General features: G+C 64.6%; 14 protein-coding genes. 7 read left to right on the forward strand and 7 right to left on the reverse strand.

Features of this window, described 5'->3' with window-relative positions; translation table 11 throughout:
- The first annotated feature begins 99 nt into the window (after positions 1-99).
- The 3 genes from V7116_RS07110 to V7116_RS07120 all read left to right on the forward strand — a co-directional run bounded on the left by V7116_RS07110 (position 100) and on the right by V7116_RS07120 (position 4,208).
- Positions 100-1,179: a carbohydrate ABC transporter permease gene (locus V7116_RS07110; RefSeq protein WP_349258464.1), complete on the forward strand. Its 1,080-nt coding sequence runs from the start codon at positions 100-102 to the stop codon at positions 1,177-1,179.
- Between the two features lie 7 nt (positions 1,180-1,186).
- Entirely contained in the window at positions 1,187-3,613 is a 2,427-nt protein-coding gene (locus tag V7116_RS07115) for a glycoside hydrolase family 31 protein (protein ID WP_324391202.1), read from the forward strand.
- Positions 3,614-3,827: 214 nt separating this feature from the next.
- Entirely contained in the window at positions 3,828-4,208 is a 381-nt protein-coding gene (locus tag V7116_RS07120) for a hypothetical protein (protein WP_324391203.1), read from the forward strand.
- Positions 4,209-4,278: 70 nt separating this feature from the next.
- Here the strand turns inward: V7116_RS07120 and V7116_RS07125 are convergent, their stop codons facing one another.
- The 7 genes from V7116_RS07125 to V7116_RS07155 all read right to left on the reverse strand — a co-directional run bounded on the left by V7116_RS07125 (position 4,279) and on the right by V7116_RS07155 (position 9,375).
- On the reverse strand, positions 4,279-4,752 hold the full coding sequence (locus V7116_RS07125; protein WP_324391204.1) for a hypothetical protein: 474 nt from the start codon (positions 4,750-4,752) through the stop codon (positions 4,279-4,281).
- A 423-nt stretch (positions 4,753-5,175) separates the two neighbouring features.
- Positions 5,176-6,297: an ACR3 family arsenite efflux transporter gene (gene arsB, locus V7116_RS07130; protein ID WP_324391205.1), complete on the reverse strand. Its 1,122-nt coding sequence runs from the start codon at positions 6,295-6,297 to the stop codon at positions 5,176-5,178.
- A 36-nt stretch (positions 6,298-6,333) separates the two neighbouring features.
- Positions 6,334-6,756, reverse strand: coding sequence for an arsenate reductase ArsC (locus tag V7116_RS07135; protein WP_324391206.1), 423 nt, complete (start codon positions 6,754-6,756; stop codon positions 6,334-6,336).
- 101 nt (positions 6,757-6,857) lie between these two features.
- Entirely contained in the window at positions 6,858-7,229 is a 372-nt protein-coding gene (locus V7116_RS07140; protein ID WP_324391207.1) for an ArsR/SmtB family transcription factor, read from the reverse strand.
- Between the two features lie 101 nt (positions 7,230-7,330).
- A complete protein-coding gene (locus V7116_RS07145) occupies positions 7,331-8,401 on the reverse strand; it encodes a permease (protein WP_324391208.1) in 1,071 nt (356 codons plus the stop codon).
- Between the two features lie 331 nt (positions 8,402-8,732).
- Positions 8,733-8,987, reverse strand: coding sequence for a thioredoxin family protein (locus V7116_RS07150; protein ID WP_324391209.1), 255 nt, complete (start codon positions 8,985-8,987; stop codon positions 8,733-8,735).
- 43 nt (positions 8,988-9,030) lie between these two features.
- On the reverse strand, positions 9,031-9,375 hold the full coding sequence (locus tag V7116_RS07155; protein ID WP_324391210.1) for an ArsR/SmtB family transcription factor: 345 nt from the start codon (positions 9,373-9,375) through the stop codon (positions 9,031-9,033).
- A 158-nt stretch (positions 9,376-9,533) separates the two neighbouring features.
- Here V7116_RS07155 and V7116_RS07160 point away from each other — a divergent pair, with 158 nt between their 5' ends.
- The 4 genes from V7116_RS07160 (at position 9,534) to V7116_RS07175 (ending at position 15,043) form a co-directional block, all read left to right on the forward strand.
- The gene (locus tag V7116_RS07160) at positions 9,534-9,866 is read left to right on the forward strand and encodes an ArsR/SmtB family transcription factor (protein WP_324391211.1); all 333 of its coding nucleotides are present in this window, start codon (positions 9,534-9,536) and stop codon (positions 9,864-9,866) included.
- A 63-nt stretch (positions 9,867-9,929) separates the two neighbouring features.
- Positions 9,930-11,363 carry a class I SAM-dependent methyltransferase gene (gene arsM / locus V7116_RS07165; protein ID WP_324391212.1) on the forward strand — a complete coding sequence of 478 codons (1,434 nt, stop codon included), beginning with the start codon at positions 9,930-9,932 and terminating at the stop codon, positions 11,361-11,363.
- A 326-nt stretch (positions 11,364-11,689) separates the two neighbouring features.
- Positions 11,690-12,637, forward strand: a complete 948-nt coding sequence (locus V7116_RS07170; protein WP_324391213.1) for a GNAT family N-acetyltransferase — start codon at positions 11,690-11,692, stop codon at positions 12,635-12,637.
- Between the two features lie 243 nt (positions 12,638-12,880).
- Complete coding sequence (locus V7116_RS07175) at positions 12,881-15,043, forward strand: glycoside hydrolase family 3 C-terminal domain-containing protein (RefSeq protein ID WP_324391214.1); 2,163 nt, start codon at positions 12,881-12,883, stop codon at positions 15,041-15,043.
- The last annotated feature ends 68 nt before the right edge of the window (positions 15,044-15,111 follow it).

The raw sequence follows: 15,111 nt of genomic DNA on the forward strand, positions 1-15,111 counted from the left end.
CATTCTAAGGCTTCCATAAAAAACCTACCCTTGAAAGGGGGCCGGGGGTGAGGTCAGACTCGCCGCCTACGCGATCGATGCAATACGGAGAACGAAGCGATGCAGATGATGCGCAATTTTCTGATCCGCAAGCGCGGCGGGGGCCGCATGGATATCACCGACATCCTCACCTACCTGTACTTGCTGGCGGGCGTGCTGCTGATGTTTGGCCCGGTGCTGTGGGTGGTGATGTCGTCGTTTAAGTCGCAGGCGCAGCTGGTGGAATTCCCGCCGCGCTTCCTGCCCTACGAACAGGAAACAGTCGCGGTAGAAGGCTTCGACGAGCCGCTGCCGCTGTTCGAGGTGACGATCGACGGCGAGACGCGCACGCTGGCGCAGGTACGGCGCGTGGGCATCGAGGCGCAGATGATCGACCCGAACCAGCCGCTCGCCACGCCGGGCAAGCCCACGCAGGACGAGGTGATCAAGGTCAACATCGACGACCGCACCCCGGTCGAAAAATTCGCGCTCGCGTGGGAGAACTACACCGATCCGCTGGAGCGCTTCGACTTTTTGACTTACCTGCGCAACAGCGTCGTGGTGACGGTGGTCGCCACGCTGATCACACTGATCATCAACAGCATGGCGGCGTTCGCGTTGAGCAAGTACCGGTTCAAGGGGCGGCAGGCGATCTTCGTGCTGATCATCGCCACGCTGATGATCCCGATCTCCGTGATCCTGGTCCCGGTGTTCCTGGTGATCACCGAGCTGAACATGAACAACACGCTGTGGGGCGTGATCATCCCCGGCGCGGCGACCCCGACCGGCGTCTTTTTGCTGCGCCAGTACATGCTGACCATCCCCGACGAGCTGCTCGAATCTGCGCGCATCGACGGCGCGACCGAGTGGCGCATCTACTGGCAGATCGTGCTGCCGCTGGCGCGTCCCGCGCTGGCCGTGCTGACCATCTTTTCGGTGATGTGGCGCTGGAACGACTTCCTCTGGCCGCTGATTGTGCTGACGCGGCAGGAGTTGTTCACGCTTCAGGTGGGGCTGGCCTCGTTCCAGGGCGATTTGCAGACGCAGTGGCATTACGTGCTGGCGATGACCGTGCTGACGCTGCTCCCGATCACGATCGTGTTCGCGTTTTTGCAGCGCTTCATCACGTCCGGCATTGCGACCACCGGGCTGAAAGGCTGAGCGGCGTATGAAACGCATCTGGCCGCGTGACGTACGGCTGGTGGAGTCCGGCGCGCCGACGCTGGAATTCGCAGGACAGCGCGGCGAACGCCTGCGGATCACCGTGCTCGATCACGGCCTGATCCGTGTGCAGCACTGGCCCGATGGCACGCCGCGCCAGGATCGCACCTGGACGGTCGTCGGCCCGGATGGCGACGTGCCGCGCGAAGGGCGCTTGCGCGAAGATGTGAGCCATTTCCCGCTGCCGCCGTTCGAGGTGAGGGAAGGGGCGGGCGCGCTGCATTTGCGCACGGATCTGCTCGATCTCACCGTGTCTCTGGGCGATTTCCGCCTGACGTGGGCCGATGCGCAGGGGCGATCCTTCGCGGCGGACACGGCGCGGGCGTACGTCTACGACGCGCGCGGCACGATGGTCTCGCACGCGCTGGCGCGCCGCACGGACGAGCACTATTACGGCTTTGGCGAGGTGGCCGGGCCGCTGGACAAGGCCGGGATGCGCTTGCGCCTGGAAGCGGTCGATGCCTACGGCTACGACGCGGCGACGACCGATCCGCTCTACAAGCACTGGCCGTTTTACATCACCTACGCCGCCGATCTCGATCTGGCCTACGGGCTGTTTTACGACAACTTCGCGCCGGGCGTCTTCGACCTGGGCAAAGAGGTGGACGCGCTGCGTGGCGCCGCCTACCGCACCTACGAAGCGCAAAGCGGCGACCTGGACTACACGCTGATTTACGGCCCCACCATCGAGGCCGTATGCGAAAAATTCACCGCGCTGACCGGGCGGCCCGCCCTGCCGCCGCGCTGGTCGCTGGGCTACCTCGGCTCGACTATGAGCTACACCGAAGCGCCGGACGCGCAGGTGCGCCTGGGCGAGTTCGTGGACCTCTGCGCGCAGCACGACATCCCCTGCGACCTGTTCCATCTCTCGTCCGGCTACACCACCGACGCGTTGGGGCGGCGCAACGTCTTCACCTGGAATCGCGACCGCATCCCCGATCCGCCGGGCATGGCGGCGCGTTTTCACGCGGCGGGCATCCATCTGGCGGCGAACATCAAGCCCTGGCTGCTGAAATCGCACCCGCGTTACGGCGAGGTCGCGGCGGCGGACGGCTTCGTGAAGGCGGCGGACGCGGATACGCCGGAGATCAGCCTGTTTTGGAGCGGGGGACTGTACGAATCGGCGGAAGGCTCCTATTTCGATTTCACCAGCGCGGCAGGCTACGAGTGGTGGCAGGCGCGGGTCAAGGATGCCCTGCTGGATGTGGGCATCGACGCGGCCTGGAACGACAACAACGAGTTTCAGCTTCCCGACGACGACGCGCGCTGCGCCGGGTTTGGCGATCCGCTGCGCGCCCAGGACGCCCGCCCGTTGCTGACGCTGCTGATGGGCCACGCGTCGTACAACGCCATCCGCGAGCACGCGCCGGACCGTCGCCCACTGCTGCTGACGCGCTCCGGCTGTCCCGGCATTCAGCGCTACGCGCAGACGTGGACCGGCGACAACCGCACGTCCTGGGCGACGCTGCGCCACAACCTGCCGATGGGCCTCGGCGCGGGTCTGTCGGGGCTGGTCAACACCGGGCACGACGTGGGCGGCTTCGCCGGGCCGAAGCCGGACGCGGAACTGTTTGCGCGCTGGGTGCAGTGCGGCATCTTTTACCCGCGCTTCACGATCCACTCGTGGAACGAGGACGGCACGGTCAACGAGCCGTGGATGCACCCCGACGCCCTGCCGCTGGTGCGCGAGGCGATGCGCTTCCGCTACCGGCTGATCCCCTACCTCTACAGCCTGTTTTATGAGGCGGCGCAGACCGGCCACCCGATCATGCGCCCGCTGGTGTACGCCTTCCCGCACGATGCGCGCTGCCGGGCGGAGTCGTTCGACTTCCTGCTGGGGCCGTCGCTGCTGGTCGCGCCGGTGATGGAGCCGGGCGCGCGGAGGCGGCGCGTCTACCTGCCGCCGGGCGGCTCGTGGTGCGACTTTTACAGCGGCACGTGGCACGCGGGCGGGGAAGAGATCGAGGTCGAAACGCCGCTGGACCGCATCCCGCTGTTCGTGCGCGCGGGCGGGATCGTGCCGCTCGGCAAAGCGATGAAACACGTCGGCGCGGAGCCGGACGATCAACGTGAGGCGCTGGTGTTCCCCGCGCCGGAGGGCGGTCACGGTGAGTTTACGCTGGTCGAGGACGATGGCGTGAGCTTCGGCTACCAGCGCGGCGCGGTGACGCGTGTCAAGCTGGCGGTGGACAGCACGCCGGAGGCCGTCACGCTGGCCGCACCGGTCGTCGAGGGTGGGTATCCGCTGCCCTACCGCGACATCGTGGCCGTGCTGCCGCCCGGCGAGCACCGATCGCTGCACGCGCCGCCGGGCAGCCTGCGCCTGCCGGACATGGACGGGCGTCCGCGCGTGCGGATGAAGGTTGGCGGATAGGGCCGTTTGGGCGTATATTTCTAAAAAGTGTAAGGTTTGTAAGGTGCTTCCAGGCGGAGCACCTTTTTATTTTGTTATTAATATCTAGTTGACATCTGCGTTCTGGCGGCTTAAGATCGGTGTGATGCTTGTGAAAACGGGCATCGGGCATAACAGGGGGAATGCCGCAAACCGAAGAACCTATAGATGACGAACGGGACAAGGAAGCAAACCAATGGATGCCATTCGGACGGTCAATCCACCTGCGATCCGCACTGCCAGCGAGCCGCGCCGTTCGGGGAATATGCTGCCGGGAACCGTGGCCGCCCTGACGTTGGTGTCTAACTTTGTCGTGCTGCAGCCCGCGCAGGCCCTCGTGCTGGCCCTGGCGGTTGGCTTTGGCATGGTCATGATGTTCTTTGGCGACTGGCTGAAGCTGCGGCGGTTGTATGCGCTGGCGGGTGTGTCGGTGTTGGGAGGCGCGGCGCTGATCTTGATCGGGCTTGCGCCCGCGCTCAGCGTGGCAATATACGCCACCTGGATCGGGGTGGCGCTGATGATATCCGGGCTGCTGGCGCAACCGCACGAGATGAACGCGACGCGCACCGGCGAGTAATGCTTCGCCCCATCACGGAACTTCCAAAGCCCGGCTCATCGTCGGGCTTTTTGCTGCTCGGTGGCGCTCGCTACACGTCCGCATCCAGGCAGCGCGCCAGGTAAGCGTCCAGGTCCGGCCCGGCGGGGTTCGCCAGCACCGTTTCCAGCCACGCCTGCCGCTCGAAGCAGATCACAGCCAGATCCCACACGCAGGCACTCAGGCCCGACGGCGTGACGTATTCCAGCGCGGTGGGCTGCTCGGTCGGTGCGACGTAGACGTGATGGTGCAGCTCGTTTTCGCTCTGCCACCAGTCCACGAACACGAATGCTGCGCCGCGCCCGTCGTGCACGCCCAGGAAGCCCACGCCGTAACGGTCGCCGGTGACGGCGGGCTGTGGGAGCCGCTGTGCCGCCACCGCTTGCGCTGCCTCCACCAGTTCGGGGCGCGGCAGCGCCCGCCCATACGCGATGCCGTAGACTTTCAAGCGCCATCCGGCATACGCCCACGGATCGAGCAGGCGGATCGGGCGCGGCGCATACGGTTCCTGAAGCTGAAAGACCATCCTGGCACGCTCCTTGGGGGCACATTCTGCACATTGCTGCGGTTCAACGAATGACTCCGGTTCTCGTAGAAACCTTACCCCAGATTCTCAGCCAATGGGGTCTTGTAGGGACTATACACATTTTAGGCCCCTTCAAGCGCAAAATTGACTGTCGTGTTTTTCGTAGGGGCGATGCTTGCATCGCCCGTTAAGAGAAAAAACGGGTAGAGCAAGCTCTACCCCTACGGTTCCACCACTGACGCTTTGTTTTGACGCCAGGGAAATCGTCTTGCTCCGTCAGCTTAATGCCCACGGATCTGCGACCCGCCCTTGCAGTTCTACGATTCCGAACTCAAAAACTGAGCGCATCTGCGCAGAACTGTACCGCACGCCGGGAGGCGTGCCAAGCAAAAGATTGCCGCCGTATTACGGGCTGCCCGGCGGTCAGTCGCCCGCGGCGGCAGCTTTGCGTGCGGGCGCGGTCGGATCGCCCCGGAAGTACCGCTGCCCGATCCACAGCGCGACGTACACCAGCCCGATCAGCGCCGGAACCTCGATCAGCGGGCCGACAACCGTCGCCAGCGCCTCCTGGGACGTGATGCCAAACGCGGCCACCGCCACGGCGATCGCCAGCTCGAAGTTATTGCTGGCGGCGGTGAAGGACAGCGTCGCGGATTCGTCGTAATGGAAACCCGCGCGCCGCGACATATAGAAGCTCAGCGCGAACATCAGCACGAAGTAGACCAGCAGCGGGACGGCGATGCGCAGCACGTCCAACGGCTTATCCACGATTTTTTCGCCCTGCATGCTGAACATGACCACGATCGTGAACAGCAGCCCGATGATCGCGGTGCGTCCCAGCTTGGGCGCGAACTCGCCATCGTACCACGCAGCGCCCCGCCGCCGGATGAGGGCAAAGCGGGTGATGATGCCCGCCAGCAGCGGCACGCCGAGGAAGATCATCACGCTGCGGGCGATGTCGCCCATCGTCACGCCGACTTCCGCCGTATCCGCGCCCAGCGCCTTGGGCACGATGGTCAGATAGAAGTACGCCAGCGGGCTGTACATGATGATCTGGAACACGGAGTTCAGCGCGACCAGCACGGCGCAGTCTTCGTTGTTACCGCCCGCCAGCATATTCCAGATCAGCACCATGGCGATGCAGCGCGCCAGCCCGACGATGATCAGCCCGGTGCGATATTCGGGATAGTCCGACAGGAAGATCCACGCCAGCGCGGTCATCAGCGCCGGGCCGATGATCCAGTTTTGCAGGATCGACAGGCCGAACAGTCGCCCCTGCCCGCGCAGGTTGCCCAATTCTTCGTACTTCACTTTGGCGAGCACGGGATACATCATCCACAGCAGGCCGATGGCGATAGGGAACGACACGGTATCGATGCGCAGCGAATCGAACGTGTCCTGGATGCCGGGGAAGATGGCGCCCAGGGCGACCCCTGCCGCCATTGCCAGGAAGATCCAGAGCGGCAGGAACCGGTCGAGGAAAGATAACCGTTGGAAGATAGCGCCGGTTTGCCCGGCAGGGGAAGATTGGGCCTGGACACTCATCGAACTTATCTCCTGTTGATCACACGGTTGAAAGGTCTATAACGTGTCGAGCACGGTCAGCACGCGCCGTTCGATGTCTTCCCGCACGGCGCGAAAAACGGCCATGATTTCCTCGTCTGTGCCGGTCGCTTTGGCCGGATCGGGAAAGCTGACGTGCAGCTTTTTGCCCTGTCCCAGCCAGATTGGGCAGTTTTCCGCCGCGTCGTCGCAGACGGTGATCACCATATCCAACGGCGCGTCGCGGAACGCCTCGGCAGACTTGGGCACGGCGTCCGGGTGGGTGATGCCGATCTCGGCCAGCGCGCGCAGGGCCAGCGGATGCACGTGCTCGGCGGGCTGCGTGCCTGCGCTGACGGCATGCCACTGCTCGCCGCGCCGGGTGTTGACGATGGCCTCGGCCATCTGCGAGCGGCACGAGTTGCCGGTGCACAGGAACAGGACTTGGCGTGGGTGTGTCATGGTGTCTCCTGATGTCTCCTGCCAGCTTCCAGAACGAGATAAATAGACGTTCTTCTATATAATTGCCGCAAAAAAAGCGCACCGCAGTGCGCTTCTTCCCGTTATTTCAGATGATCCAGCCAGTCGCGCAGTCCATCGAGGGTGCCGGGCCGGAGCTGGTAATAGATCCACAGGCCGCGCTGTTCCGCGTCGATCAGCCCCGCCTCGCGCAGCACCTTCAGATGGTGCGAGATGGTGGGCTGCGTCAGGTCGAAGTGCCGTTCGATGTCGCACACGCACACGTCGCCCCCGTAGCGGCTGAGCAGGTCCACGATCTGCACGCGCACCGGATGTCCCAACGTCTTGGACAGCGCCGCGAACCGATCCGCCTCGTCGGCGGTGAGGTGCAGCGTCGTGTCGCGGCTCGAGCACGACGTGCGGCGTGCGGCGCTGGCAGGGTGCGGATCGGATAAAGTAAGCGGCGTGGTGGGCATGAAAACCCCTCTAAACGTGAGAATCTTATCGCAGCTTACCAGCAATATCGACACCTGTCAATTTAAGAAAATTTGACGTGCGCCTGCGCCGTTTCGATGCATCAAATCACGAGATTGAACAGGTAGCCGGTGACGATGATGCCGACCGTCAGCACGGCGATGTAGGTGGCGATCAGGCGCGGACGCAGCACGCGGCGCAGGATGATCATCTCCGGCAGGCTGAGCGCGACCACGGCCATCATGAACGCCAGCACCGTGCCGAGCGTGGCGCCTTTGTCCAGCAGCACGCTGACGATCGGGATTACGCCTGCCGCGTTGGAATACATCGGCACGCCCAGGATCACGGCGGCGGGCACGGACCACCACGCGTCCTTGCCCATGATGTCCACCATGAAGTCGTCCGGCACGTAGCCGTGAATGCCAGCGCCCACGGCGATGCCGCCGATGACGTACGGCCACACCTTGCCCACGATGTCGCGCGTGCTTTGCAGCGCCTGGCTGAAGCGCTCGGTCCAGGTGAGCCGGGCTTCGAGCTGATTTTGGGCGTTGTTCTTGACCTTCACCTGGTACACGAACGGCTCGACGTGCTGTTCCAGATGCAGCCGCCCGATCAGGATCCCCGACAGGATGGCGAGCGTTACGCCCGACGCCATATACAGCCCGGCGATCTTCCAGCCGAACATGCCGAACAGCATCACCAGCGCCACCTCGTTGACCATCGGCGCGGTGACCAGGAACGAAAAGGTGACGCCCAGCGGAATGCCCGATTCCACGAAGCCGATGAACAGCGGCACGGCGGAACACGAGCAAAACGGCGTGATGATGCCCAGCAGGGAAGCCAGCACGTTGCCGACGCCTTCGCGCCGTCCGCCCAGCCAGCGCCGGGTCTGTTCCGGCGTGACGAAGGTGCGCAGCACGGTGATCAGGAAGATCATGCCGGACAGCAGCAGCAGGATCTTGGGCACGTCATAAAGGAAAAAGTTGACGGCGCTGCCGAGGCGCGTCTCCGGCCCGAGACCGAGTAGATCGTAGGAGAGGGTATCCGCGATGGTTTGCAGGCTGTTATAGGCGATCCACCACACCAGCGCGGCAGCCGCCAGCAGCCCGAAACTCTGCCGGTCCCCGGTTCCGATCCGGTTTGACAGCGCGATCCGCTGCGATTTGAACGACATCGTATTGACTTCCTTTGCTGAATAACGGTAAAAGGGTGCTGCTCTGGAACCTGTTTTGCACTTGCCGAGCGGGAAAATGGGTTCCCGCCTCACTCGTTACCCCACGATCCGTAGGGGCGGGTATCATGCTCTTTAACTTTTGAATCCGGACACAACCAGGGCGGGTTTCTAACCCGCCCCTACAGGCTCCCGTCGACTGCCTGTCTCCCCTCTCCAGCCCAGACTGGAGAGAGGGGCCGGGGGTGAGGTCGCGGTGATGACCGGATTCATTTATTAAACCGCATCAACCCCGCCCTGCTTTTTGCTTATCCGGGATCCCCGCGCGGCAGCCCTAGTTGGCCTGCTGCTCCATCGCCCAACGCACGATCTGATCGCCGGAGGGGATGCGCCCGCTGGACACGACCTGCTCGTTCATGACCAGCGCGGGCGTGCTGACGACGCCGTACGCGGCGATGTCGGCGTAGTCGGTGACCTTCACCAGCTCGTACGCGATGCCCGGCTGGGCCGCATCGAGCGCCTTACGGGTTTCGGCTTCCAGCTTCTTGCAGTTCGGGCAGCCCGATCCCAAAACTTTGACCGTCAACATTGACCTGTTCTCCTGTGAGTGAATGTGCCCATGTGTGGAATGCTCAGGCGATTTCCATGCGCGCCGTGGCACAGTGCGGGCAGGCGCAGTTGTCCAGCGTTTCCGGCTCCCCTACGTGCTGCAAGCCCAGCGCCATCTCGACCAGGACATCGACGCGCGGATCGGCCAGCCGGTAAAAAACCTTCAGCCCGTCCTTGCGCGCCGCGATCAGCCCGGCTTCGCGCAGAACCATCAACTGCTGCGAGATGTACGCCTGCCGCTTGCCGAATGCGGCTTCCATGTGGCACACGCACACCTCGCCGCCGCGCAGCATGTTCAGAATTTGCAGGCGGACCGGATGCCCCATGGCACGGAAGAGAGCCGCACCTTCGTCATAGCTGGCGGTCATGGTTGCTCCTTTGCATTCAAAAAACTGAATATAGTCTAGCTCTCACACCCATCGGACAGCAGCGTCACTTGTCACTGAATCGGCATGACAGGTTGTACATGCTTCGGAACTTCCCCCAACTGCTTGACATATCGACAAATGTCGATAGAATGAAAACTATGAACACAGACCCGGTACTGTTTGCCAAGGCGCTCGCCGACGAAACGCGGCAGGAGATCATGACGCATCTCTGCTGCGTCTGGTTGAGCGTGGGCGATCTGGTGGACAAGATGGACGGCAAGGTCAACCAGCCGACCGTCAGCCACCATCTGAAGAAGCTCGAAGAAGCCGGGCTGGTCCTGGTGCGCCAGGAAGGGCGGAATCGTTTTTACACGCTCGACCAGGAACAGCTCACGGTCTGCTGCGGGGTACTGGTCAACGCGTTTGCGCCCGACTACGCGTCGCAGGTGATCCGGCCCGACGACATTCAGAATCCGCCCGCACATCGTTAGCCTCTTTTTTTGCCCTGAAGTATCGACATTCGTCGATATGTCATCAGTCCTAAGGAGCACATCATGACATCACCAGCGTCCAGCAAGCCCTATTTTGACGAGGTAGCCGGGCAGTGGGAATCGATGCGGCAGAGCTTCTTTTCCGAAGCGATCCGCGACAAGGCGCTCAGCGCGGCGGGCATCCGGCAGGGGCAGGTCGCGGCGGATATCGGCGCGGGCAGCGGATTCATCACCGCCGGGCTGGTGGCGCGCGGCGTGCGCGTGATCGCGGTGGACCAGTCCGACGCGATGCTGGCCGAGATGCGGCAGCGGTTTGCGGAGGTCGAGTCGATCGACTGCCGCGCGGGCGAGGCGGAGGCGCTGCCGGTTGATAACGCCTCGGTCGATGCCGTGTTCGCTAACATGCTGCTGCACCACGTCGAGCACCCCGCCGCCGCGATCGCGGAGATGGCGCGCATCCTCAAGCCGGGCGGCGTGCTGGCGATCACCGACCTGGACGAGCACACATTCGAGTTTTTGCGCACGGAGCAGCACGATCGCTGGATGGGCTTCAAGCGCGCCGACGTGCGCGCGTGGCTGGAAGCAGCGGGGCTGGAGCGCGCGCAGGTGCTGAACACCGAAGAATCGTGCTGCGCGGATTCGTCCTGCGGCACGCAGCGCGCGGACGTCAGCGTCTTCCTGGCCGTGGGGCGCAAGCCCGGCGGTGAAGCGCCCTCAGCGGACGACATTCACAGCGCCGTACGCGACCATTACGGGGCCATCGCCCGGCGCAGCGATCCCGATCTGGCGGTCGTGACGGCGGCCTCGTGCTGCGGCGATTCGTCCAGCGGCGCGTCGTGCTGCGCGCCCGCGCTCTATGACGACGCGCTGCTGGAAAACCTGCCCGCCGACGTCACCGGGCTGTCGCTTGGCTGCGGCGATCCCGTGACCATCGCGGGCCTGAAGCTGGGCGAAGCCGTGCTGGACCTGGGCAGCGGCGGCGGCATCGACTGCTTCCTGGCGGCGCGGCAGGTGGGCGAGAGCGGCCACGTCATTGGCGTGGACATGACGCCCGATATGCTCGACAAGGCCAACGCGGCCAAAGCGCGCATGGGCGTGACCAACGTCGAGTTCCGCCGGGGTCAGATCGAGGCGCTGCCCGTGGACGACGCCACCATCGACGTAGTGACGTCCAACTGCGTGATCAACCTCTCGCCGGACAAGCGCGCCGTGTTTGCGGAGTCGTTCCGCGTGCTCAAGCCGGGCGGTCGCGTGTCGATCAGCGACGTCGTGACCGAGGGCGCGGGGCCGGACGGCCTGCCGTTCGACGTGCTGTCGTGGTCGGCATGCGTGGCGGGCGCGATTGACGTGAACGCCTATCTGGATCTGATGCGCGAAGTCGGTTTTGTGGACGTGCAGGCGGTGGACAAAACCGAGGGCGTTGGCGGCGAGCCGGTTCGCCCATCCGGCGATCTGCGCGTGTACAGCGCCCGCATCACGGGGCGTAAACCGGCCTGATAGGGAATTTTCAGCCGGTGCGCAACGTTGTCCCTGCGCCGCGCGTACTATACACTGAATGCACGTTCTGAAGGAGGCACACGCGAATGGTTCTGTAGCAGGCTTTTGATCACGGCAAGTCGATTTTGCCCGCGCGAACGGGCCGGACCTTGTCGTGCTGCGCCTGCCGGTCAAGCCATGTCGCTGACACTGCATCCTGAGGGGATACGGGCGCACCTGCTCGTATCCCCTTTTTTGTCCCGATCTGCTTCGCAGCCCGATTCCACGCGCCGGTTCGATCCCCCTTTCTCGGTTTGGCAGTGCAGCATTCACTTGAGGAGCAGATCATGACCATTTCCACCCCCGACCAACTCATCGCCCGCGCGCCGCGCGACGACACGGACTTTATGCGCGTGCGTGACTTTCTGATGGAGGCGTTCCGGCACGACTACTGGGATCACAACTGGGAGATCCGGCGCTGGGAGGGTTGGCGCTTCTATCACTATGCGGACGACGAAGCGCGCGGCGACCATCCCTGGGCGCAGCGCGTGCGCCTGTGGGAGACGGTGGACGGTACGCTGATCGGCGTCGCGCATCCCGAGGGCGACGGGATCGCGTTCCACGAGGTGCGTCCCGGCTGGCAAACGCCGGAGCAGGAAGACGCGATGATCGCCTGGTCCGAGCAGCATCTGGCGATCACGCTGGATGATGGCCGCCAGCGCCTGTACTACGATGTGTTCGAGTACGACACCGTGCGCCACGAAGCGCTGCGGCGGCGCGGGTACGAACGGCGCGACGATTACGGCTACAGCCGCCGCCGCTCGCTGGAGGAGCCGATCCCCGACATCGCCATCCCCGACGGCTACACGGTCCGCGCGCAGCGCCCCAACGACGACGAGGATCGCGCGCGGCTGGTCAAGGCGCTGGACGCGGTATTCCCGCGTGCGAAGACGACCACCACCAACTACCGCGTGTTCGAGACGCTTTCGCCCTCGTATCGCTGCGATCTGCACCTGATGGCCGTCGCGCCGGACGGTAACTGCGCAGCGTTCTGCGGCATCACCTGGGATCCGGTGAACCGCCAGGGCATCTTCGAGCCGGTGGGCACGGTGGACGCCTACCGCCAGAAGCGGCTGGGGCAAGCGGTCATGGCCGAAGGGCTGCGGCGGCTGAAGGCGCTCGGCGCGACGCACGCCATCGTCGGCACGGGCGATATGGTCCCCGCGAACCGGCTGTACGAGTCGCTGGGCTTCACCGAATACCACATCGATCACCTGTGGCAGAAGGTGTGGTAGAAGGGTTGAACGGAGGCGGTACAGGCTCGCACAGGCGGGCCTGTTTTGTTTTTGGCAGCAGCCCACCGATCCCGGGATCGGCGGCGCGGCAAATGCCGCCGGATAGCGTCGAAACTGCCCCGTGAATCAGGCGCGGAAACGCGGCGCGCACGGTACAATTACCCCTGCGCCGGACGGTCCGTTTGAGGGGCATCTTCCGGTTACTATATGATGCTTGATTTAGGCGAAGGGACCTTATTTGTGATGGCACAAAACGCCGCGTCTGGCTCCGAACACGATCCCTTGTATCTCAACCCCGACCTGCCCATTTCCGAGCGCGTTGACGATCTCGTCAGCCGCATGACGCTGACCGAAAAAGTGTCGCAGATGCTGCACGGCGCGCCCGCGATCGAGCGCCTGGGCATCCCCGAATACAACTGGTGGAACGAGTGTCTGCACGGCGTGGCCCGCGCGGGCCTGAGCACCGTCTTCCCCCAGGGCATCGGGCTGGGCAGCATGTGGAACACCGACCTGCTGCGCCGCGCCGGGAACGCCATTTCCGACGAGGCGCGCGCCAAGCATCATGACTTCGCGCGGCAGGGCATTTACGACTGGTACACCGGGCTGACCTTCTGGACGCCCAACATCAACATCTTCCGCGATCCGCGCTGGGGGCGCGGGCAGGAAACCTTTGGCGAAGATCCGTACCTGACCGCGCGCTACGGCGTGATCTACGTGCAGGCGCTGCAAGGCGACGATCCGCGCTACTTGAAGCTGGTCGCCACGCCGAAGCATTACGCGGTGCACAGCGGCCCGGAAGCCGACCGCCATCACTTCGACGCGCAGGCTACCGAGCGCGACCTGTGGGACACCTACCTGCCGCACTTTGAGGCGGCGATCCGCGAAGGGCGCGCCGTGTCGATCATGGGCGCGTACAACCGCTTCCGGGGCGAACCGGCCTGCGCCAGCGACCTGCTGCTGGGCGAGATCCTGCGCGGGCAGTGGGGCTTTGACGGGTACGTCGTGTCCGACTGCGGCGCGATCGAGGATATCTACGAGCATCACAAGGTCACGGAAACGGCGGAAGAAGGCGCGGCGCTGGCGGTGAAGGCGGGCTGCGACCTGTGCTGCGGCTGCGCGTATGAAGCGCTGGTCGCCGCCGTGGAACAGGGCCTGCTCGACGAGGCGGACATCGACCGCTCGGTCAAGCGGCTGTTCACGGCGCGCTTCCAACTGGGCATGTTCGATCCGCCGGAGCGCGTGCCCTACGCCCAGATCCCCTATTCGGTCGTCGACTGCGCCGAGCACCGCGCCCTGGCGCTGGAAACCGCTCGCGAATCGATGGTGCTGCTGAAGAACGACGGCGTCCTGCCGCTGGCGCGCGATCTGCGCTCGATTGCGGTGATCGGCCCGAATGCGGACGACGCCCAGGTGCTGCTCGGCAACTATCACGGCACGCCGTCGGCCAGCGTCACGCCGCTGGAAGGCATCCGGCGCAAGGTGGGCGAGGGCGTCGAAGTGACCTACGCGCCCGGCTGCGACATCCGCCGCCCTGCGCGTGACGGTTTCGACGCGGCGGTGAAGATCGCGCAGGACGCGGATCTGGCCGTGATGGTGCTGGGCCTGTCGCAGCGGATCGAGGGCGAGGAGGGCCAGGAAGAAGGTGTCGGCGCGGGGGAGATCAGCACGGGCGACCGCACGTCGATCGAACTGCCCGAAGTGCAGCAGGCGCTGCTCGAAGCGGTCCACGCGACGGGCACGCCCGTGGTGCTAGTGCTGCTCAACGGCAGCGCGCTGGCGATCAGTTGGGCGGCGGCACACGTCCCGGCCATTCTCGAAGCGTGGTATTCCGGCGAGGAAGGTGGCACGGCCATCGCGGATGTGCTGTTTGGCGACTACAACCCCGCCGGGCGTCTGCCGGTGACCTTCTACGCCGCCACCGCCGACCTGCCGCCGTTCGACGACTACACCATGCAGGGCCGCACCTATCGCTACTTTGAGGGTGCGCCGCTGTTTCCGTTCGGTCACGGCCTGAGCTACACGCGCTTCGAGTACTGCGATCTGCGCGTCGAGCCGTCCATGATGGCCGCGCTGGAGCCGGTAACCGTGTCGGTGACGGTCAAAAACCTGGGCGAGCGCGCCGGGGATGAAGTCGTGCAGTTGTACGTGCGTGACGTGGAAACGTCCGTGCTGGCGCCGCGCCACCACCTCGAAGGCTTCACGCGCGTGCACTTTGAGCCGGGCGAGGAAAAGGTGATCGTGTTCACGCTGGAACCGCGCCAGCTCTCGCTCGTGCGCGAGGATGGCAGCCGGGCCATCGAGCCGGGCGCGTTCGAGATCGCGGTGGGCGGCGGGCAGCCGGGTTATGCGGCCAGCGGCTGCGTCACCGGCACGCTCACGGTGATGGGCGAGGCGGTCGAGCTGTAGCAGAAGCCTCTCTGGCCCAAACGGAGTTTTGTAGGGGCAGTTCACGAACTGCCCCTTTTTCGTCCCGA

Source organism: Aggregatilinea sp., from assembly GCF_036822615.1.
Taxonomy (GTDB): Bacteria; Chloroflexota; Anaerolineae; order Aggregatilineales; family Aggregatilineaceae; genus Aggregatilinea.